Source organism: Pseudomonas sp. HY13-MNA-CIBAN-0226 (genome assembly GCF_040310305.1).
GTDB lineage: Bacteria > Pseudomonadota > Gammaproteobacteria > Pseudomonadales > Pseudomonadaceae > Aquipseudomonas > Aquipseudomonas gregormendelii.
The window spans coordinates 53769-73689 of record NZ_JBEOPS010000028.1 but is presented as its reverse complement, the minus strand read 5'-3'; the positions used below and the strand labels follow the sequence as shown (position 1 = coordinate 73689).

18 protein-coding genes and 1 tRNA gene are annotated in these 19921 nt (G+C 60.2%); 4 read left to right on the top strand and 15 right to left on the bottom strand.

Features of this window, described 5'->3' with window-relative positions; genetic code table 11:
• Window positions 1-300: 300 nt before the first annotated feature.
• Window positions 301-377, bottom strand: a tRNA-Met gene (locus AAEZ05_RS25750).
• A 296-nt stretch (window positions 378-673) separates the two neighbouring features.
• Here AAEZ05_RS25750 and dinB point away from each other — a divergent pair.
• On the top strand, window positions 674-1735 hold the full coding sequence (dinB, locus tag AAEZ05_RS25745) for a DNA polymerase IV (RefSeq protein WP_350649440.1): 1062 nt from the start codon (window positions 674-676) through the stop codon (window positions 1733-1735).
• Between the two features lie 96 nt (window positions 1736-1831).
• Here dinB and AAEZ05_RS25740 read toward each other — a convergent pair whose 3' ends face one another.
• The 4 genes from AAEZ05_RS25740 to AAEZ05_RS25725 form a co-directional block, all read right to left on the bottom strand.
• Window positions 1832-2791, bottom strand: a complete 960-nt coding sequence (locus tag AAEZ05_RS25740) for a hypothetical protein (RefSeq protein WP_350649438.1) — start codon at window positions 2789-2791, stop codon at window positions 1832-1834.
• A gap of 17 nt (window positions 2792-2808) precedes the next feature.
• Window positions 2809-4524, bottom strand: coding sequence for a proline--tRNA ligase (locus AAEZ05_RS25735; RefSeq protein WP_350649436.1), 1716 nt, complete (start codon window positions 4522-4524; stop codon window positions 2809-2811).
• Between the two features lie 132 nt (window positions 4525-4656).
• Window positions 4657-6213: an AmpG family muropeptide MFS transporter gene (locus AAEZ05_RS25730; RefSeq protein WP_045061098.1), complete on the bottom strand. Its 1557-nt coding sequence runs from the start codon at window positions 6211-6213 to the stop codon at window positions 4657-4659.
• A 43-nt stretch (window positions 6214-6256) separates the two neighbouring features.
• A complete protein-coding gene (locus AAEZ05_RS25725; RefSeq protein ID WP_236695876.1) occupies window positions 6257-6550 on the bottom strand; it encodes an MGMT family protein in 294 nt (97 codons plus the stop codon).
• Between the two features lie 224 nt (window positions 6551-6774).
• Between AAEZ05_RS25725 and AAEZ05_RS25720 the strand changes: the two genes are divergently transcribed.
• On the top strand, window positions 6775-7782 hold the full coding sequence (locus AAEZ05_RS25720) for a DUF481 domain-containing protein (protein WP_045061096.1): 1008 nt from the start codon (window positions 6775-6777) through the stop codon (window positions 7780-7782).
• 124 nt (window positions 7783-7906) lie between these two features.
• Here the strand turns inward: AAEZ05_RS25720 and AAEZ05_RS25715 are convergent, their stop codons facing one another.
• The gene (locus tag AAEZ05_RS25715; protein ID WP_002554837.1) at window positions 7907-8116 is read right to left on the bottom strand and encodes a cold-shock protein; all 210 of its coding nucleotides are present in this window, start codon (window positions 8114-8116) and stop codon (window positions 7907-7909) included.
• Between the two features lie 357 nt (window positions 8117-8473).
• Here AAEZ05_RS25715 and dcd point away from each other — a divergent pair, with 357 nt between their 5' ends.
• Together dcd and AAEZ05_RS25705 are read left to right on the top strand one after the other, a co-directional pair.
• Complete coding sequence (gene dcd / locus AAEZ05_RS25710) at window positions 8474-9040, top strand: dCTP deaminase (protein WP_045061095.1); 567 nt, start codon at window positions 8474-8476, stop codon at window positions 9038-9040.
• 106 nt (window positions 9041-9146) lie between these two features.
• Complete coding sequence (locus AAEZ05_RS25705; protein WP_045061094.1) at window positions 9147-9356, top strand: hypothetical protein; 210 nt, start codon at window positions 9147-9149, stop codon at window positions 9354-9356.
• A 34-nt stretch (window positions 9357-9390) separates the two neighbouring features.
• On the opposite strand, the gene pdeM is transcribed toward AAEZ05_RS25705, so the two are convergent.
• The 9 genes from pdeM to AAEZ05_RS25660 form a co-directional block, all read right to left on the bottom strand.
• Window positions 9391-10044 (bottom strand): ligase-associated DNA damage response endonuclease PdeM, encoded by a 654-nt coding sequence (gene pdeM, locus AAEZ05_RS25700; protein ID WP_350649434.1) that lies wholly within the window; start codon window positions 10042-10044, stop codon window positions 9391-9393.
• Window positions 10044-12530 carry a ligase-associated DNA damage response DEXH box helicase gene (locus AAEZ05_RS25695; protein ID WP_350649432.1) on the bottom strand — a complete coding sequence of 829 codons (2487 nt, stop codon included), beginning with the start codon at window positions 12528-12530 and terminating at the stop codon, window positions 10044-10046. Before AAEZ05_RS25695 ends, pdeM begins: the two co-directional genes overlap by 1 nt.
• Before the next feature lie 165 nt (window positions 12531-12695).
• Window positions 12696-13460: an ABC transporter ATP-binding protein gene (locus AAEZ05_RS25690; protein WP_045061091.1), complete on the bottom strand. Its 765-nt coding sequence runs from the start codon at window positions 13458-13460 to the stop codon at window positions 12696-12698.
• A 14-nt stretch (window positions 13461-13474) separates the two neighbouring features.
• Window positions 13475-14593 carry a succinylglutamate desuccinylase/aspartoacylase family protein gene (locus AAEZ05_RS25685; protein WP_350649430.1) on the bottom strand — a complete coding sequence of 373 codons (1119 nt, stop codon included), beginning with the start codon at window positions 14591-14593 and terminating at the stop codon, window positions 13475-13477.
• Between the two features lie 11 nt (window positions 14594-14604).
• Window positions 14605-15315 carry an ABC transporter permease gene (locus AAEZ05_RS25680; protein WP_045061089.1) on the bottom strand — a complete coding sequence of 237 codons (711 nt, stop codon included), beginning with the start codon at window positions 15313-15315 and terminating at the stop codon, window positions 14605-14607.
• Window positions 15312-16040, bottom strand: coding sequence for an ABC transporter permease (locus AAEZ05_RS25675; RefSeq protein WP_045061088.1), 729 nt, complete (start codon window positions 16038-16040; stop codon window positions 15312-15314). Before AAEZ05_RS25675 ends, AAEZ05_RS25680 begins: the two co-directional genes overlap by 4 nt.
• 56 nt (window positions 16041-16096) lie before the next feature.
• Window positions 16097-16879 carry a transporter substrate-binding domain-containing protein gene (locus tag AAEZ05_RS25670; RefSeq protein ID WP_045061087.1) on the bottom strand — a complete coding sequence of 261 codons (783 nt, stop codon included), beginning with the start codon at window positions 16877-16879 and terminating at the stop codon, window positions 16097-16099.
• Between the two features lie 197 nt (window positions 16880-17076).
• Window positions 17077-18765, bottom strand: coding sequence for an ATP-dependent DNA ligase (locus AAEZ05_RS25665; RefSeq protein ID WP_350649428.1), 1689 nt, complete (start codon window positions 18763-18765; stop codon window positions 17077-17079).
• Entirely contained in the window at window positions 18762-19796 is a 1035-nt protein-coding gene (locus tag AAEZ05_RS25660) for a ligase-associated DNA damage response exonuclease (protein WP_045061085.1), read from the bottom strand. The genes AAEZ05_RS25665 and AAEZ05_RS25660 overlap by 4 nt, the downstream gene beginning before the upstream one ends.
• Window positions 19797-19921 lie beyond the last annotated feature (125 nt).

The window sequence follows — 19921 nt, the reverse complement described above, 5'->3', positions numbered from 1 at the left end:
GGAGCCGGATTTGAACCGACGACCTTCGGGTTATGAGCCCGACGAGCTACCAGACTGCTCCATCCCGCGTCTGTGTGGCGGCATTCTACAGAGGAACGACGGGGTGTCAACCGTTAATCCTCAAACAAGCCAAATAAGCGTAAAACAGCGATGGGCAGGGGAGATTCAGCGCTAAGTTTCGGAATCAGAACGATTTATGTTTTTTGCGCAGCCTGAGTGCGCCGACTCATTTATCTTCGAGGGATGCAAAACTGACGCGCACAAAAAAGGCCACTCTTTCGAGTAGCCTTTTTTGATGTTTGGTTGCGGGAGCCGGATTTGAACCGACGACCTTCGGGTTATGAGCCCGACGAGCTACCAGACTGCTCCATCCCGCGTCTGTGTGTCGGCATTCTACAGAGGATGGCGGGGCTGTCAACCGCCATTCACGAAGAAAACTCTTCCTGTTCAATCGCTTAGCGCAAAACCTCGGTGGCTGAAATGGCTGCAGCGCAGGCGTGGCAAGGGTTACAGCTCTATTGGTAGTAGGTTTTCGATTGAAAAAACAAATTCATCTTTTTTCCGACCCTTGAAAAAGAACATGCCTACTACTGGTGCTATATACAGGTGTCGATGAGATACTGTTGATCTGACTCGCTAAAAACCTTTTTCGCACAATGAACGTCGCTTCTACATGACCCAGCGAAAGATCATCCACGTCGATTGTGACTGCTTCTACGCCGCCATCGAGATGCGTGACGACCCGCGCCTGGCCGGTAAACCTCTTGCCGTGGGCGGCTCAGCGGATCGGCGAGGGGTGATCGCGACCTGCAACTATGAGGCGCGCGCCTATGGAGTACGCTCGGCCATGTCCTCGGGGCACGCGCTGAAGCTGTGCCCGGACCTGACGATCGTCAAGCCGCGCATGGACGCCTATAGAGAAGCCTCGAAGGAAATTCACACGATCTTTCGTGACTACACCGACCTGATCGAGCCACTGTCCCTGGATGAGGCCTATCTGGATGTGTCGGACAGCTCGCATTTTGGTGGCAGCGCGACCCGGGTCGCCCAGGAAATCCGCCGGCGGGTCTCCAACCAGTTGCACATCACGGTCTCGGCCGGCGTGGCGCCCAACAAGTTCCTGGCCAAGATCGCCAGTGACTGGAAGAAACCCAACGGGCTGTTTGTCATCACTCCGGATCAGGTCGAGGACTTTGTCAGTGGCTTGCCAGTGAGTAAATTGCACGGGGTGGGCAAGGTGACTGCGGACAAGCTGGGGCGCCTTGGGATTGTCGATTGCTCGCATTTACGTGAGTGGGAAAAGTTGGCGCTGGTCCGCGAATTCGGCAGTTTTGGTGAGCGATTGTGGAGCCTGGCCCGTGGGATCGATGATCGCCTGGTGCACAATGACAGTCGGCGTCAGTCGATCAGTGTCGAAAACACCTACGACGTGGACTTGCCGGACCTGCTGAGTTGCCTGGACAAGCTCCCCGAATTGCTGGAGACGCTGGCCGGGCGCATGGCGCGGATCGACAGCAGCTATCGGCCGGGCAAGCCGTTCGTCAAAGTGAAATTCCACGATTTCACCCAGACCACGCTGGAGCAGGCCGGGGCAGGGCGGGATCTGGGGAGTTATCAGCTGCTGCTGACCCAGGCGTTCAATCGTGGCGGCAAGCCGGTGCGGTTGTTGGGGGTCGGGGTGCGGCTTGAGGATATGCGGGGTGGGTTTGAGCAGATGGAGTTGTTTGAGCGGTAGTTTTTCAAGGTCTAAAGATCGCAGCCTTCGGCAGCTCCTACAGGAAGCGCGCCGCCCTGGTAGGAGCTGCCGAAGGCTGCGATCTTTGAAGAGACTTTAATTCGAATTCGGCCCCGGATCCGCCACCAGCCGCCCGGCATCCTTGGTCAAAGACTTGAGGAATTCGGTCTGTAGCTCGGGATCATTGCGAGTCAGTTCGATCAGGCTCTGTTCCAGTTCAGTGGCTTCTTCCTCCAGCCCCAGCTCCGACAGGCGCTTGACCCGGTGCACCCACTGGCTTACTTCGTCGTCTTCCAGGTCGTCGTAGATCAGTCCGTGAGCTTCGAGCAGTTTGCCGCGCAGTGAACTGCTGACGGCCAGGGACGTATTGACGTGTATCTCGTCCTGGCCGTCCGCGACGCTGATCAGCAAGCGGGTCAGATGATTGATGTCATGTTCAGCGAACGGGCTGTCCAGCAGGTTCAGGCGTAGCACGCCATTCTTGTCGGTAGTCAGCTCGAACGTCTCCTTGCCGGCCTTGACCTGCACCGGGCGCTCGCTCCATGGCAGGCTCGAGTACTCGGTGCGCTTGTCGAGCTGGACTTCGTCGATACCCGCCAGGTTCTGCTGAGCGCGACCATGGGATTGCACGTTCATGAACGGATTGAGCCCGGCGAAACCGTAGCTCAGCCAGTCCTTGGTCACGCTGTCCGGCAGATTGCCCAGGGCGAACACATTGACCACGTTCGCGCCGACGCCGGCTACCACAGCCACGGCGCCCAGCGGAATTTCGTAAGCCTCTCGCCAGGGTTGGTAGGGCGTGTAGCGGTCGTAATGGCGAGTGACCTCGAACTCGGTGACTTCGAAGGTCTTCTGCTCGTGGATTTTCACCCGGCGTTGCGGCAGCTCAAGCACCTTGGGCTCGCCGACATCGACCTGCAGGCTGTGATCGAGCAATTTGCGCTCGACACGTTCCTCGTGCTCGCTGCGTTGTGACATTTGATTGGCACAACCGCTGACCAGCAGGGTGCCGCACAGGGCGGCACCACCGAGGCCTAAGGTGTTTCGCTTGAACATGACTTCTCTATCTGGTGTCAGCGGCGGATACGGGCCTGGAGGAAGGGCAGCACGTCAGCGACCGGCAATGCCTGTGCTTCAGGTTCGGTGCGGCTCTTGTATTCCAGGTTGCCATCGGCGAGGCCGCGGTCGCTGACCACGATCCGGTGAGGAATGCCGATCAGCTCCATGTCGGCAAACTTGATGCCCGGGCTGGTTTTCTTGTCGCGGTCGTCCAGCAACACTTCGAAACCGGCCGCCGTCAATTCTGCGTACAGCTTGTCGGTGGCTTCGCGGACCTGTTCGTTATCGTAGCGCAGCGGTACCAGCGCGATCTGGAATGGAGCGAGTGTGTCACTCCAGATGATCCCGTTGGCGTCGTTGTTCTGTTCGATGGCCGCAGCCACCACGCGGGACACGCCGATGCCGTAGCAGCCCATTTCCAGGGTGACCGGCTTGCCGTTCTCGCCCAGCACTTCGCACTTCATCGCTTTGCTGTACTTGTTGCCCAGCTGAAAGATGTGCCCGACTTCGATGCCGCGCTTGATTTCCAGGGTGCCTTTGCCGTCCGGGCTTGGGTCGCCGGTCACTGCATTACGCAGGTCGGCAACGGTCGGAACCGGCAGGTCGCGTTCCCAGTTCACGCCGAAGTAGTGCTTGTCGTCGATGTTGGCGCCAATGCCGAAGTCGCTCATCAGCTCCACCGAGCGGTCGATGATGATAGGCAGCGACAGGTTCAGCGGGCCCAGCGAACCAGCGCCGGCGCCAATGGCGTCGCGCAGTTCGGAGTCGGTAGCCATGACCAACGGGCTCGCCACGCCAGGTTGCTGGGCAGCCTTGATCTCGTTGAGTTCGTGGTCGCCACGAATGACCAGGGCGATCAGCTTGCCTTCTTCCTCGGCGCGCACGATCAGGGTCTTGATGGTCTTCTCAATCGGCAGATTGAATTTTTCCACCAGGGCGGCAATTGTCTTGGTGTCCGGGGTGTCGACCAGGCGCAGCTCTTCAGTTGGCGCCGGGCGGGAGGTTTCCCGGGGCACGGCTTCGGCTTTTTCGATGTTCGCGGCGTAGTCGGAACCGTTGCTGAAGGCGATATCGTCTTCGCCGGATTCGGCCAGTACGTGGAACTCGTGGGAGCCGGCACCACCGATGGAGCCGTTGTCGGCTTCCACAGGGCGGAATTTCAGGCCCAGACGGGTGAACACGTTGCAGTAGGCCTGATGCATGCGGTCGTAAGTGACCTGCAGCGAAGCCTGGTCCGCGTGGAACGAGTAGGCGTCCTTCATGATGAATTCGCGACCGCGCATCAAGCCGAAGCGTGGACGGATCTCGTCACGGAATTTGGTCTGGATCTGATACAGGTTGATCGGCAGCTGCTTGTAGCTGCTCAACTCGCTGCGCATCAGGTCGGTGATGACCTCTTCGTGGGTCGGGCCGGCGCAGAAATCACGACCATGGCGATCCTTGAAGCGCAGCAATTCAGGGCCGTATTCTTCCCAGCGCCCGGATTCCTGCCACAGCTCAGCCGGTTGCGTGCTCGGCATCAACACTTCGAGAGAGCCGGCGGCGTTCATTTCTTCGCGAACGATCGCTTCAACCTTGCGCATCACTCGCAAGCCCATGGGCAGCCAGGTGTACAGGCCCGAGGCGAGTTTGCGGATCATGCCGGCGCGCAGCATCAGCTGATGGCTGATCACGACCGCGTCGGAAGGCGTTTCTTTCTGTGTGGCGAGCAAAAATTGACTGGTGCGCATGGTTGGCCGTTGTCGGTTGCTGATGACGAGAAATGACGGAGCATTGTACGGGCGAGATCTGCTGGCGTACAGGCGTGCGGTCGGTGGTGTCGCGGCAGGGCGGGAATTACCCCGCTCCTGCGCGCTTTCCAGCTAAAGGGGTTCTTCGGCCGCAGGTGCAGGAATCGGTTCCGGTGTCGGTCCTGCGCGGCGGCTTTCCTGATACCAGTGCAGCATGATCAGGAGCAGGGTCGGGACGCCCAGCAACGCGGTGATCAGGAAGAAGTTGTGGTAACCGAATTTCTCCACCATGACCCCTGAGTAGCCGCCAATCAGGCGTGGCAGCAGGAGCATGATCGAGCTCAGCAGGGCGTACTGGGTGGCGGAGAACTTGAGGTTGGTCAGGCTCGACAGGTAGGCGACGAACGCCGAAGTCGCCAGCCCGGAACTGAAGTTGTCCAGGGAAATGGTGACAATCAGCATGTTCAGGTTGGCGCCCATGTCCGCGAGCATCAGGAACAGCAGGTTGGTGCCGGCTGAAGCAATGCCGCCGATCAGCAGGATCGGCAGGATACCGAAGCGCACGATCAGCAACCCGCCCATGCCGGCGCCCACCAGCGTCATGATCAGGCCGAAGATCTTGCTGACGCTGGCGATCTGATCCTTGGTAAAACCCTGGTCGATGTAGAACACGTTGGCCATCACGCCCATGACCGTATCGGACATTCGATAGGTGGCGATCAGGCCCAGCAGCAGCAGCGCCTGCCAGCGGTAGCGCAGGATGAAGTCGTTGACCGGCGTCAGCACCGGTGCCAGGCCGCGGCGACCCATGGCCGACAGGCACATGAAGGTCAGCGTGGTATAGAGAATGGCCCGCAGGAACGCGCGGTCTTCCAGCAGCAGGTCGAGCACGCTGTGGCCTTCGAACAGCACGCTGGCGAAATCGGTGTTGTACAGCTGGGTGAACATGGCAGGCACAGACACCAGCAACACGATCAGTACGAACACGGAAGCCAGTTGATGCGCGAAGGAGTACCGCCCGGCCTGCAGTTGCGTGCGCAGGGGCACCGGCGGTTCACGCATGAAGAAGGAGGTCAGCAACGCCGGGATCATCAGGGCGCCGAACAGGATGTAGGTGCCGGCCCAGGCTGAATGCTGGTAGTTGAAGCCTGTCGAGCCAAAGCCTTCGGCGAAGAACAGTGCGCCGGCCGTGGCCAGCAATGCGGCAATACGGTAACCGGACATGTAACTGGCGGCGAGGGCAGCCTGGCGGCTGTCGTCGGCAATTTCCAGGCGATAGGCGTCGACCGCGATGTCTTGTGTCGCCGAAGCGAAGGCCACAACCACGGCGATCGCGATCAACCAGGACAGGTGTTTTTGCGGGTCGCAGAAACCCATCCCGATCAGGCCGAGAATGACCAGTGCCTGGGAAAGGACCAGCCAGGAACGTCGACGCCCCAGCTTGCCGAGCAATGGCAGGCGCCATTGGTCGAGCAGCGGCGACCACACCCATTTAAAGGCATAGGCCAAACCGATCAGGCTTGCATAGCCAATGGTTTCGCGAGCCACACCGGCTTCGCGCAGCCAGACCGAAAGTGTTGAAAACACCAGCATGTACGGCAGGCCGGCGGCGAAACCCAGCAGCAACAGCACGAGCGTTGAAGGGCTGGCATAGGCGGCGAGCGCGGCGCGCCAGGTTTTACGGGGCATGGGCTGGAGTCTGCCTCAAGATTACGGAAACAAAGCGCGCACTCTAACCGCTGTGCTCTACCGGGCGCCAGCCATGGCGCTGAATATCAACACGATTATTCAGGATGCTGACGCCTTCCTCGCGCAATCGCGCGCGCTGTTCATCCCCGCAAGCGCTGCCTGCTGGCAGGCTCAGGCGCCCGCCCGCGCCGAGTACCCGGTGCCACGGTAATTTGCTGTCACCGGGAAGCTGGCTAAGGGTTCGGCCGACATAACGAGCGGCGCGCCCCAGTCCTGCCAGCTCGGCAAGCTGCCCATAACTGACGACCTTGCCCGGCGGCACCTGCGCCAGCGTCATGTAGAGCGCCGTGCGTCGGGTTTGCGCAGCGCTGTCGTTTTCATTGAGCGGGTCTGTCACGTGCGCAATTCCTGCGGGTCGAGGTATTTACGGTCACCAGAGTAAGTCGAGAATGGCCAATTGAGAAATGAACTCAATAGAAATAGTCGTGTCAGTGCTTGCTAGGGTCTTATTCGTAAGGATAATGCCGACTTTTTTTCGCAAACTTGAGCCTGTATTTGCTTATGGTGTCCAGATCCCTGCTGTGCCTCGCTGTACTAAGTGCTTCCACACCCTTGCTCGCCGACACCGTCTGGTTGAAGAACGGTGACAAGCTGAGCGGCAAGATCACCCTGTTCGACGGCGGCAAGCTGTTGATCCAGACCGAGTACGCCGGCGCGATCCCGATCGACTGGAAACAGGTCAAGACGCTGGAAAGCGATCAGGAGTTACTGGTCAAGCAGGATGCTTACACCGGGGAAAAGGCCAAGTCACTGCATGCGGCAGACGATGGCAAGGTGACGCTGGCCAATGGCGATGCGCCGAAGACCGTGGAGCTTGCCAGTATCCAGCAGATCCTCAAGCCCAAGCCGGTGGTTGAGGACCTGGTATGGAAGGGCAATGTCGACATGGCGCTGGACTACCAGCGGGCCGAGAAAGACACCGATGACTACGATATCGACTTCAAGACCAGTGCGCGTCATGGCAAGTGGCGGCATACGGCGGAGGGCGAATACAACCGCGAATTCCAGGACGACGTGGTCACCACGGATAACTGGCGCGGTGAGTACTCCCTCGATCGGTTCCTGACCGAGAAATGGTTCTGGCAAGGTCGCGCTGTCTATAAGCGCGACAAGGTCGAAGACCTGTCCCGTCAGCGCACCGTCGGTACCGGTCCTGGTTATCAGTTCTGGGATGACGAGCTGGGCGCGTTCTCGCTGGGATCACTGGTCAACCGCACGGATTATGAGTACGCGGACGGTGGCAAGGAAAACTTCTATTCCCTGGCCATGAAGTGGGACTACAACCGCTACCTGATTGGCAAGAAGGTCGAGTTCTTCACCAACGGCGAGGTGGGCAAGCCATTGTCAGGCGTTGCGGATTACGCGCTGGATACCGAAGTGGGGTTGCGTTACAAGGTAACCGATTGGGCTTCGCTTAACCTGAAGGCTGAGCGAGATGTCATCAGTGGTACTGATGATGCTGATTTGGAGAAGACCCGTTATACCGCTGGGTTCGGTGTGGCCTGGTAATAAGCGCTTAAGCTCAAGATCAAAAGATCGTCCGATAGGACGATCTTCTTTGCCTGGCAAAAACACACAGGCACAAAAAAGCCCCGCTTTTGAGGGCGGGGCTTTTTACTAAAGCAAGTACAAGTTAGATAACTTGAACTTCTTCAGCTTGCATGCCTTTCTGACCGCGGGTAGCGATGAAAGAGACCTGTTGGCCTTCTTTCAGGCTTTTGAAGCCGTCGGATTGGATAGCTTTGAAGTGAACGAACAGGTCGTCACCGGATTGTGGAGTGATGAAGCCGAAGCCTTTTTCATCGTTGAACCACTTAACGGTACCGGTTTGGCGATTAGACATGGTGTAACTCCTTGAACAAAGATAACTGCGACGCAGGAAGAACCCTGGCCGAGACTGAGTGCAAAGAGCAGGAAAAATTCTTGTAGATGGTTGGATCGAAATTCAACATATCGTGTAGAGATTCTCAGTGACACAAGCAGCACAGTGGCGCCACCTTAACCCTTTTTCTGGAATGTGCCAATGCTTCTTGCGAAGGTTTCTCTTATTTCGTGACTGACGGTGCATCAAAATACAGTGAGGGCCCGGAAATTCGGGGGGCGCGCGCGGGAGAATTTAATTGCGCTCTTTGAACCGGCGACCCGCCCCCGGTAAGATGCCGGACAGATTTTCTCCACCTCGCTATTCAGGACACCCGCCATGAGCATCAAATCGGACAAGTGGATTCGCCGCATGGCGCAAGAGCACGGCATGATCGAGCCCTTCGTTGAGCGCCAGATGCGCGGTGAAGGTGCCGAGCGCCTGATTTCCTACGGTGTGTCGAGCTACGGCTACGACGTGCGCTGCGCCGATGAATTCAAAGTGTTCACCAACATCAACTCGGCAACCGTCGATCCGAAAAACTTCGATGAGAAGAGCTTTGTCGACGTCCAGAGCGATGTCTGCATCATTCCGCCCAATTCGTTCGCACTGGCCCGCACCGTGGAATTTTTCCGCATACCGCGCAACGTGCTGACCATATGCCTGGGTAAAAGCACCTACGCCCGTTGCGGCATCATCGTCAACGTGACGCCGCTCGAGCCGGAGTGGGAAGGCCATGTGACCCTGGAATTCTCCAACACCACCACGCTGCCGGCAAAAATCTACGCCAATGAAGGTGTCGCACAGATGCTTTTCTTCGAATCCGACGAAGAGTGCGAAGTGTCCTACAAGGACCGTGGCGGCAAGTATCAGGGCCAGCGCGGCGTTACCCTGCCGCGCACCTGAGTCATCCATCTGACGGGTCGTGGGAATTCTTCGGCGGGAACACACTCTATTGGGTGTACTGCCCGGTTCGCGCACAGTGAACCGGGCCACTGCTCAGGAGTGCTCTATGAAGATCGATCCGCAAATAAGTGCCGAACTGGCAAGGCTTGAGCCCAATCAGGTTGGCGTTTTGGCCTGGTCACTGCTGGCGCACCCGCCACTCAGCATGGCCGGGGGCATCCCCGGCCAGCCTGATCCTGATACCCCCAACGAACAACCGACCGAACCTGGCGAGCCCACCTTGCCGGATGAGCCGCCTCCAGCGCCTGTTGCATGATGCGCCGGCCATTGCTGTGTGGGAGCGAGAGCTCCTACACCGGCCATATCTCGTTGTCGCCAATCACGAACAATCTGCAACTGTCATCCCGCTCGACCTGGTACCCGCCGGTAAATGCGCCGAAGGCAGGTAGCAGGCTGACAGCCTCTGCAAGCCTGAAGCACGCCAGGCGCAAGCTTTGTCGCCCGCGACCCTGAAGCCGATACACCGGATGGACGTGACCGGCCAGCACGTGCCGGTCGGGGTGCGGGTCAGGCTCATGTTGCAGCGTAAAGGGCCCGAGCAACATTGGCTCCGGCACTACGCGAATGTTCAGTGAGGTGGGCGGGTCGCCGGCGCGCTTGTCGTGATTGCCGCGGATCAATGTCATTGGCAGGTCGATGTGCCGCGCACGCCACTGCGCCAGGGCGCTCAAAGTAGCCGGTGCGTGGGAGCCAGGGCCGTGCAGGAAGTCACCCAGGAAAATGAGTTGCCGACACGCCAGTCGCGCCAGCAGCGCGTCCAGCACACGGATGTTCTGCGTGGTAGTGCCCTGAGGCACGGGCTGACCCAGGCGCCGATACGCGGCAGCCTTGCCAAAGTGCACATCGGCCACCAGCAATGCCTGTTGCGCTGGCCAGTAGATGGCTTTTTCCGGTAGCAGCCACAGCTCTTCACCCGCGAGCCGGACGGGGTAGGGTGTACTCATCAGGCTTTCCCTTTCTCTGCAGTCGTTTCCAGGTCGCTGACCATGCGGCGGATGCGGTCGGCAAGTTTTTCCGAGCTCATGCTTTCGCGCATGCGCTCCACCAGCAGTGGGAAGGCCAGCGGTGTAGGACGTTTGATCGGGTGCAGGTCGAGCCTGAGTCGGCCGATTCGTTCAAGTGTCTCTTCCAGGCGCCGTATATCCAGTTCCTCGCGCAACACTTCTTCCCCTGCCTGGGCCAGCAGCAGGTTGTCAGCATCGTATTGCTTGAAGACTTCGAAAAACAGGCCGCTGGAGGCCTGTACCTGCCGGGTACTTTTCGGCGCGCCGGGATAACCGGCAAACACCAGGCCGGCGATGCGCGCAATCTCGCGAAAACGGCGCAAGGCCAGCTCGCCCGCATTCAGGCTGGCAAGCACATCAGCCATCAAGCGCTCAGGACTGAGCAGCGCCGGGTCGAGATGCTCAGACCAGTCCACATGGGTGGCGCTCAGCAACTCCAGCCCGTAATCATTCACCGCAATGGAGAACGTAACCGCCAGGCGTTGACTGACCCGCCACGCCAGCAGGCTGGCCAGGCCCAGGTGCACCTGGCGTCCAGCAAATGGGTAGAGAAACAGGTGCCAGCCCTCGCGGGATTTCAGGGCTTCGGCCAGCAGGCTTTTATCCGTTGGCAACCCGGACCACTGTTGCTGCACTTCCAGCAAGGGGCGCAACGCTTTCATTTCCGGCCCGATGAACTCGCCTGACGCGGCTGCGCTGAAACGCGCAACCACCGCCGTGGCCAGTTCATTGGAGAGCGGCATGCGTCCGCCATTCCAGCGCGGCACCGCGGCTTTTTTCGCCGTGCTGCGCTTGACGTAGGCGGTCATGTTTTCCACCCGCACCAGCTCCAGCAAGCGCCCGGCGAACAGGAAGCCGTCGCCGGGCTTGAGCCGGGCTATGAATCCCTCTTCGACACTGCCCAGTTGCTTGCCGCCACCGCCCTTGCTCCAGAACTTCAGCTGGATGCTCGCATCGCTGACGATGGTGCCAATGCTCATGCGATGGCGTCGCGCCAAGCGCGCGTCGGGTACCCGCCACACGCCATGCTCATCCGGTTCGACCCGGCGATAATCCGGATAGGCCGTCAGAGACAGCCCGCCGTGACGTACGAAAGCCAGCGCCCACACCCAGTCCGCCGGGCTGAGGTCGCGATAGGCCCAGGCACCGCGTACTTCTTCGTACAATTCCTCGGGTATGAAACCACCTCCCAACGCCATGCTGACCAGATGTTGCACCAGCACATCCAGCGGCTTGTGCGGCGATTCCCGAGGCTCGATGCGCCGCTGCGCTACGGCGTCTTGCGCCGCAATTGCCTCGATCAATTCAAGGCTGTGAGTCGGTACCAGTGTCACTCGTGACACCCGCCCCGGCGCGTGGCCGGAGCGGCCTGCCCGCTGCATCAGCCGCGCGACGCCTTTGGCCGAGCCGATTTGCAGCACCCTTTCCACCGGCAGGAAATCCACCCCCAGGTCGAGACTGGAGGTGCAGACCACGGCTTTGAGCTGCCCATCCTTGAGGGCCCGTTCAACCCAGTCCCGGGTATCGCGGGACAGTGAACTGTGATGCAGCGCAATGATCCCGGCCCAGTCCGGCCGAGCCTCCAGCAGCGCCTGATACCAGATTTCCGATTGCGCGCGGGTATTGGTGAACACCAGGGTGCTGGGGCTGGACTCGAGTTCGGCGACCACCTGCGGCAGCATTTTCAGGCCAATATGCCCGGCCCAGGGAAAGCGTTCGATGGCGCGAGGGCGCAGTGAATCGACTCGCAGTTCTTTGCCGCTTTGACCCTGCACGCTAATGCCGCCGCCTTGAGGGATCAGCACTTGCTCGGCGTGGGCCTGATTACCCAAGGTGGCGGACACGCCCCAGACCACCAGGTCGGGTTGCCAGCGGCGCAGGCGGGCGAGGGCCAGTTGCAACTGCACTCCGCGCTTGTTACCGAGCAGTTCGTGCCATTCATCCACCACAATCATGCGCAAGGTCGACAAGGCGCTTTGCGCGTCGGCCCGGGCCAGCAGCAGAGTGAGGCTTTCCGGGGTGGTGATCAGCGTGGTGGGCAGCCGCCTGCTTTGCCTGGCCCGTTCGCTGCTGCTGGTGTCACCGGTTCGCAGGCCGACGCTCCAGGGTATCTGCAGGTCCTGCAGAGGCCCCTCCAATGCTCGCGCGGTGTCCGCCGCCAATGCGCGCATCGGGGTAATCCACAGGACGGTCAAGGGTTCGGCTACAGGTTTGCGCTTGCGCAGGGTTTCGACCGGGGAGAGGGTGCTGGCGTAGCGGTTGAGTGCGCCAAACCAGACGGCGTAGGTTTTGCCGGCGCCGGTACTGGCGTGCAACAGTCCCGACTGGCCTTGCTTGACGGCGGCCCAGACCTGCTTTTGAAAAGCGAACGGCTTCCAGCCGCGAGCGCTGAACCATTTTTTTGCAAAGTCTGGAGAGGATCCCATGCCGGCTGCTGCGCCCTGTAGGAGCTGTCGAGTGAAACGAGGCTGCGATCTTTCGAGCAGGCGTTTGCTGAACTAGTTCAAAAGATCGCAGCCTCGTTTCACTCGACAGCTCCTACGCAGGCGCCCCCGCAGAAATGATCTGGGGGCCAGGCAATCGGGCTCCCGTTATTTCAGGTTTCCGCTCAGGAACTGCTTCAACCTCTCGCTGCGCGGATTGCCCAATACATCCTCGGGCGCGCCTTCCTCCTCGACCAGACCCTGGTGCAGAAACAGCACCTGGTTCGACACCTTGCGCGCAAAACTCATTTCGTGGGTCACCATGATCATCGTACGGCCCTCTTCGGCCAGGCCCTGGATCACTTTCAGCACTTCACCGACCAATTCCGGGTCCAGGGCTGAAGTCGGCTCGTCAAACAACATCACCTCCGGCTCCATCGCCAGCGCGCGGGCAATGGCGACGCGTTGCTGCTGACCGCCCGAGAGAAAGGCCGGGTACTGATCGGCCACCCGCGCCGCCAGGCCCACCTTGTCCAGATAACGGCGGGCGCGGTCCTCGGCTTCCTTTTTGTCGCAGCCCAGCACCCGGCGCGGTGCCATCGTGATGTTCTCCAGCACCGTCATGTGGCTCCACAGATTGAAGTGCTGGAACACCATCGCCAGGCGCGTGCGAATCCTTTGCAGTTCATCGGGGTCGGCGACATGCATGCCGTGGCGATCCTTGATCATGCGGATACTCTGGCCGTCGAGGCTCATCGCACCGTCGTTGGGCTGTTCGAGAAAATTGATGCAGCGCAGAAAGGTACTTTTGCCCGAGCCGCTGGCGCCGATCAGGCTGATGACGTCGCCGGTTTTTGCCTTGAGCGAAACACCCTTGAGCACTTCATGATCGCCATAGCTTTTGTGCAGGCCTTCAATGGTCAGTTTGTACATGGGGCAATGCATCCTCAAGGCGAAAGTAGGTAGCCGCTGCGATAGGCTTCAGTGCCCGCAACGTGGGCGATCACCATGCCGGCCGTGGCCATGCGTCGCAGTGACCGGGCGTACATCAGCCCTGCGGTGGCGCAATGGACCGGGGTGACCTGGTCAAGCACCGGATCAATGATTTCAGCCACCAGTTGCCCGGCTTCCAGGTATTCCCCAGGCAGCGCCGCGAACACCAGCAAGCCGCCAACCGGCGTCGTTACAGGCTCCACCGCGGCCAGCGGTGTCGCGGGGTAGGGCAATTCGGGCAATGGCCCCGGCGTGCCGACGATGGCGCCGAAGTGGATCAGGTAGTCGAGCATTGCCTGGCAGTCGAGACTGGCCAGGGGGTGATTGACGTCACCCTGGCCGCGCAATTCGACGGTGACCGAGAAACTGCCCAAGGGGACGTCGAAGTGCTCGCCGAAGCGCTCTTTCAATTGCCACCAGAGTAGCGTGAAGCATTCGTCAAACGACTGGCCACCGGAATCGGTGGCCAGCAGGCTGGCTTCGGCGCCGATGTAGCGGGCCAGTGGCTCCACCTGAGGCCAGGCCTCGGGGGTGGTGTAAAGGTGCGCAACGGCTTCGAAATCGCAATGCAGGTCCAGTACCAGGTCGGCATCACAGGCCAGCCTTTGCAGGGTCAGGCGTTGGGATTGCAACTGGGTCGTCGCCGTGTGTCGCGCCAGGGCCTGGCGCAGGCTGCTGCGGATCACCTGCAGGTTGCGTTGTGGATCGTCGCCCAGTTGCCCTTCGATTTCGTTGCCGACTTCTTCACTCAGGTCGACGAACCAGCGGTTGAAATTCTGTCCGCTTTCCAGCTCGTAGCGACCGAGGGGGACATCCATCAGAACCTGTTCGAGGCCAACCGGATTGGCCACGGGTACCAGTACGATTTCGCTGCGCAGGCGGCCGGCGGCTTCCAGCTCCCTGAGGCGCTGCTTGAGATGCCAGGCCACCAGCATGCCGGGCATTTCATCGGCGTGCAGGGATGCCTGGATGTAAATCTTGCCGCTGGCCGACGAGGGGCCGAAGTGAAAGCTGTGAATCTGCCGTGCGGTCCCCGGTAGCGGGGCCAGCAAGTCATGGATCTGGTGGCGCATGGTGCAAAGTCCTAGTGGGTCGGCCCGAGGAAGGCCAGCCATCGGCGTTCGGCGAGGCGGAACAGGCCGACCAATGCAAAGGTAACGGTCAGGTAGATCAGGGCGGCGATGCCGAACGACTGAAAGGTCAGGAAGGTCGCCGAGTTGGCATCCCGCGCGACTTTCAGGACATCCGGGATAGTTGCGGTAAACGCCACGGTGGTCGAGTGCAGCATCAGGATCACTTCGTTGCTGTAATAGGGCAACGAGCGGCGCAGGGCCGAAGGCATGATCACGTAGGCATACAGCTTCCAGCCCGTCAGGCCGTAGGCTTTGGCCGCTTCGACTTCGCCGTGGTTCATGCTGCGAATGGCCCCGGCGAAAATCTCCGTGGTGTAGGCGCAGGTGTTCAGGGCAAACGCCAGGATCGTGCAGTTCATGGCATCGCGAAAGAACGCGTCCAGCACCGGTTGATCACGCACCGCCGCCAGGCTGTAGATGCCGGTGTAGCAAATCAGCAACTGGATATAGAGCGGCGTCCCGCGAAACAGGTAGGTGTAGAACTGCACCGGCCAGCGCACGTAGACCTTGGGCGAGACCCGGGCAATCGATAGCGGGATCGACACCAGGAAGCCGATGAAGATCGATGCGCTGAGCAACCACAGGGTCATTGCCAGGCCTGTGATGTTATAGCCGTCGGTATAAAGGAAGGGTTTCCAGTATTCCTGCAGGAGTTCGATCATCGTACGGCCTCCCGCGAGCCGGCGGCGTAGCGGCGTTCGAGCCAGCGCAGGACGAAGTTGGAGGCGCTGGTAATCAGCAGGTAGATCAGTGCCGCCAGCACCAGGAAATAGAACAGTTGGTAGGTACTCTTACCGGCGTCCTGTGCGGCCTTGACCAGGTCGGCGAGGCCGATGATCGACACCAGTGCGGTGGCCTTGAGCATTACCATCCAGTTGTTGCCGATGCCTGGCAGGGCAAAGCGCATCATTTGCGGGAACACCACGATACGAAAGCGTTGGCCGCGATTGAGCCCGTAGGCGGTGGCGGCTTCGACCTGGCCCCGGGGCACTGCGAGGATCGCGCCACGGAAGGTCTCGGTGAAGTAGGCGCCATAAATGAAGCCCAGGGTAATGACCCCGGCACTGAACGGGTTGATCTCGATATATTCCCATTCCATGAAATCGGTAAACGATGTCAGCCAGGTCTGCAGGCTGTAGAAAATCAGCAGCATCAGCACCAGGTCCGGCACCCCGCGGATCAGCGTGGTGTAGACCTGCGCCGGCACCCGCAGCATTTTGACTTTCGATAGCTTGGCCGTGGCGCCGAGCAGGCCGAGCAACACGGCCACCAGCAGCGACAATGCCGATAATTTGATGGTCATCCAGGTGCCTTCCAGCAACAACGGGCCAAAGCCCTGGAGGCTGAAGGCTGAGAGCCCCAGATTTTGCAGGAGGTTTTCGAACATAAATCAGCAACCTGATCGGATAAAAAAAGCGCCCATCCAGAGATGGGCGCCGGGCATTATTTGCCGCTGTACAGATTCAGATCGCCGAAGTGTTTCTTCTGGATGGTGGCGTAGGTGCCATCGTCGTGTAACGCTTTGATACCTTTATCCAAAAGTGCTTTCAGCTCGGTGTTACCTTTCTTAATGCCCACCGCTGTTTTGGCTGGCAGCAATTCGCTGTCGACCGGCTTGCTGATTTCGTAGCCTGCGCCTTTTGGCGACTTCAGGAAGCCCAGTTCGGCTTGAAGCATGTCCTGGATGGCGCCGTCGAGACGGCCGGAAGTCAGGTCGGAATACACCTGGTCCTGATTCTGGTAAGCCTGGGTTTTAACGCCAGCCTTGTCCAGCACGGCCTTGGCGTAGGCTTCCTGGATAGTGCCTTGCTCGTAGCCAATGGTTTTGCCTTTGAGCGACGCGACGTCTTCGCTCAGGCCCGAGCCTTGCTTGAATACGTAGGCGGTTGGGCCGGAGAACAGCTCGCTGGAGAAGTCGATCACCTTTTCACGGGCCGGGGTCACGGTCATCGACGAAATCACGCCGTCGAATTTGTTGGCCTTGAGGCCTGGAATCATGCCGTCAAAATCACTTTCGACCCACTTGCACTTGACCTTCAACTCGGCGCAAATCGCGTTACCCAGATCGATGTCGAAGCCCACGAGGTTGCCGTCAGCCGCTTTCGACTCGAACGGTGCGTAGGAAGGGTCAACGCCAAAACGCAATTCCTTGTATTCCTTTGCCACCGCGGAGCCGGCAGCCATGCACAACGCCAGTGCAGAAAGGGTCAGCAATGCTTTTTTCATTATTCAATCCCTAAAAACCAATTTGAGCGCTTGTGGCGCGTAAAATTTGTTACTGGAAAGCGTAAGACCTGAATAAGGTAGCAATTTCTGAACCATAGTCCCGAACAAGCGTTTTAAAAGGTGCCGTGAGGAACGGTGCGCAGGCGTTTGTGCACGCAAGCGGGCATCACCGTGTGCGCGCACCAGATTGGTTCATCTCAGCCCAGCAGGTCCTGCAGCGTGGCCAGGTTGTCCGCCTCATCCACTGACTTGTCCCGACGCCAGCGCAGCATCCGAGGAAACCGCACCGCGATCCCGCTCTTGTGGCGCTTGGACAGGGCGATGCCCTCAAAGCCCAGTTCGAACACCAGGCTCGGTTTCACGCTGCTGACCGGGCCGAATTTCTCCACTGTGGTCTTGCGTACGATGCTGTCGACCTGGCGCATTTCTTCGTCGGTCAAGCCGGAGTACGCCTTGGCGAAAGGCACCAGCGTGCGTTCGGTTGAATTCGCCGGGCCGTCCCACACCGCGAAGGTGTAATCGCTGTAAAGGCTGGCGCGCCGACCGTGGCCGCGCTGGGCGTAGATGAGCACTGCATCGACGCTGTAAGGGTCAACTTTCCACTTCCACCACACGCCCATGTCCTTGGTCCGGCCGACGCCATACAGCGAGTCCCGCGCCTTGAGCATCATGCCCTCGACGCCGAGGCTGCGCGAAGCTTCGCGCTGGCGTGCGAGGTCCAGCCAGTCTTCGCCGGTGAGTACCGGCGATTCCAGCAAAACCGGGTTGTTGCAGTCGGCGAGAACCTGCTCCAGCTGGGTCCGCCGCCGGGCCTGAGGCTGGTTGCGCCAATCTTCGCCATTCCATTCCAGCAAGTCGTAGGCAAGTACCACCACCGGAACTTCGTCGAGGATTTTCTTGCCGAGGGTCTTGCGGCCGATGCGCTGTTGCAGCAAAGCGAAAGGCTGGACCGAGGGTGCCGAGGGCGCTTGCGGGTCGAAGGCATCCTCGGTCCCGGCTGGCGCGGCTTTCCAGGCAACGATTTCACCGTCGATCACCGTGCCGTCGGGCAGGCCGTGCACCAGGCTCTCCAGTTCCGGAAAACGCTCGGTCACCAGCTCTTCGCCGCGAGACCAGATCCACAGCCGGCCCTCGCGTTTCACCACCTGTGCACGAATACCATCCCACTTCCATTCGATTTGCCACTGGCTGGCAGGGCCAAGCAGGGCTTCAAAATGGTCCACCGGTTGCGACAGCGCATGGGCCAGGAAAAACGGATAGGGCTGCCCGCCGCGCTGCGCATGTTCGTCGGTTGATTCCGGCGCGATCAGCTTCAGGTAACTGGCGGCGCTCGGGCGGTTGGACAGGTCGGTGTATCCCACCAGGCGCTGGGCCACCCGCTTGCTGTCCAGCCCCGCCATGGATGCCAGGGCGCGTGTCACCAGCAGTTTGGAAACGCCTACGCGAAAACTGCCGGTAATCAGCTTGATGCATAACATCAGGCTGGAGCGGTCAAGTTGCGACCAGAGGGCAGGCAGGGCCAGGGCAAGCGCTTCGGGGGGGTCCCCGCGCAGAGGTAGCAGCTTTTCCTCGATCCAGACCGCAAGGCCAGCATCGGAGCTGTGGCTGGATTCGGGCAGTACCAGCGAAATGGTTTCCGCCAGGTCACCCACCGCCTGGTAACTCTCCTCGAACAGCCAGGGCGACAGACCGGAGTATGCAACTGCCAACTCGCGCAGGACGCGAACCGGGACCAGTTGCCGGGGTCGCCCGCCAGACAGGAAATACACCGCCCACGCCGCATCCTGCGGCGCTGCCTGGGCGAAGTAGTTTTGCATGGCCGCCAGCTTGGCGTTGCTGGAGGTCGTTGCATCGAGTTCGGCATAGAGTTCGGCGAAGGCTTTCATGCGGGGACCTCTGGGCTTTGCGCCTCGGCGCTCGTCGCTTCCTCTTCGTCGTCACCGTATTCAGTGCTGAAGCCCTGGGCATCAAGGCCTTGCTCGCGCAAATGGCGGACGAGGACGGCGACCGAGCCGTGAGTCACCATGACCCGTTCGGCACCGGTCTGCCCAATGGCCCAAAGCAGGCCCGGCCAGTCAGCGTGGTCGGACAGGATAAAACCGCGATCGACGCCGCGCCGGCGCCGGGTCCCGCGCAGGCGCATCCATCCGCTGGCGAAGCCGTCGCTGTAGTCACCGAATCGACGCATCCAGGTGCTGCCACCGGCTGAAGGCGGGGCGATCACCAGGGCCTTGCGCATGACCGGATCGCTTTTTTTTACATCGCCGGCGTAAATCGTCGGCGGGATGTACACGCCGCTTTCGCGGTAGACCCGATTCAGCGGCTCCACCGCGCCGTGGGTCAGGATCGGACCGAGGCTCGCGTCGATGCCATGCAGAATGCGCTGGGCCTTGCCGAAGGAATAGCAGAACAGCACGCTGGTTTTATCCACGGCAGCGTTGGCCTGCCACCACTGATTGATTTCGGCGAATATCTCGGCCTGGGGTTGCCAGCGATAGATCGGCAGGCCGAACGTCGATTCGGTGATGAAGGTATGGCAGCGCACTGGTTCAAAAGGCGCGCAGGTGCCATCGGGTTCGATCTTGTAATCCCCTGAGGCCACCCAGACTTCGCCACCGTATTCCAGGCGCACCTGGGCCGAGCCGAGCACATGCCCGGCCGGGTGAAAGCTCAAGGTTACGCCGTGGTGCAGCAGCCGTTCGCCATACGCCAGGGTTTGCAGGTTGATGTCCTGGCCCAGGCGTGATCGCAGGATCCCTTCGCCAGGGGCCGCAGCCAGGTAATGTTGATTGCCGGTGCGAGCGTGGTCGCCATGGGCATGGGTAATGACCGAGCGCTCGACTGGACGCCAGGGGTCTATATAGAAATCCCCGGCGGGGCAGTACAGGCCCTCGGGGCGAGCGATAACAAGGTCCATGTGGATGACCAGGCAGGGGGACTTGTTAGCTATGAGGACGGCGTGAGGTCAGAAGTTCTATCGATTTGTGTCGGTGACACATCATGCCCTGTGGGAGCAAAGCTTACTCCCACAGGGCATGATCA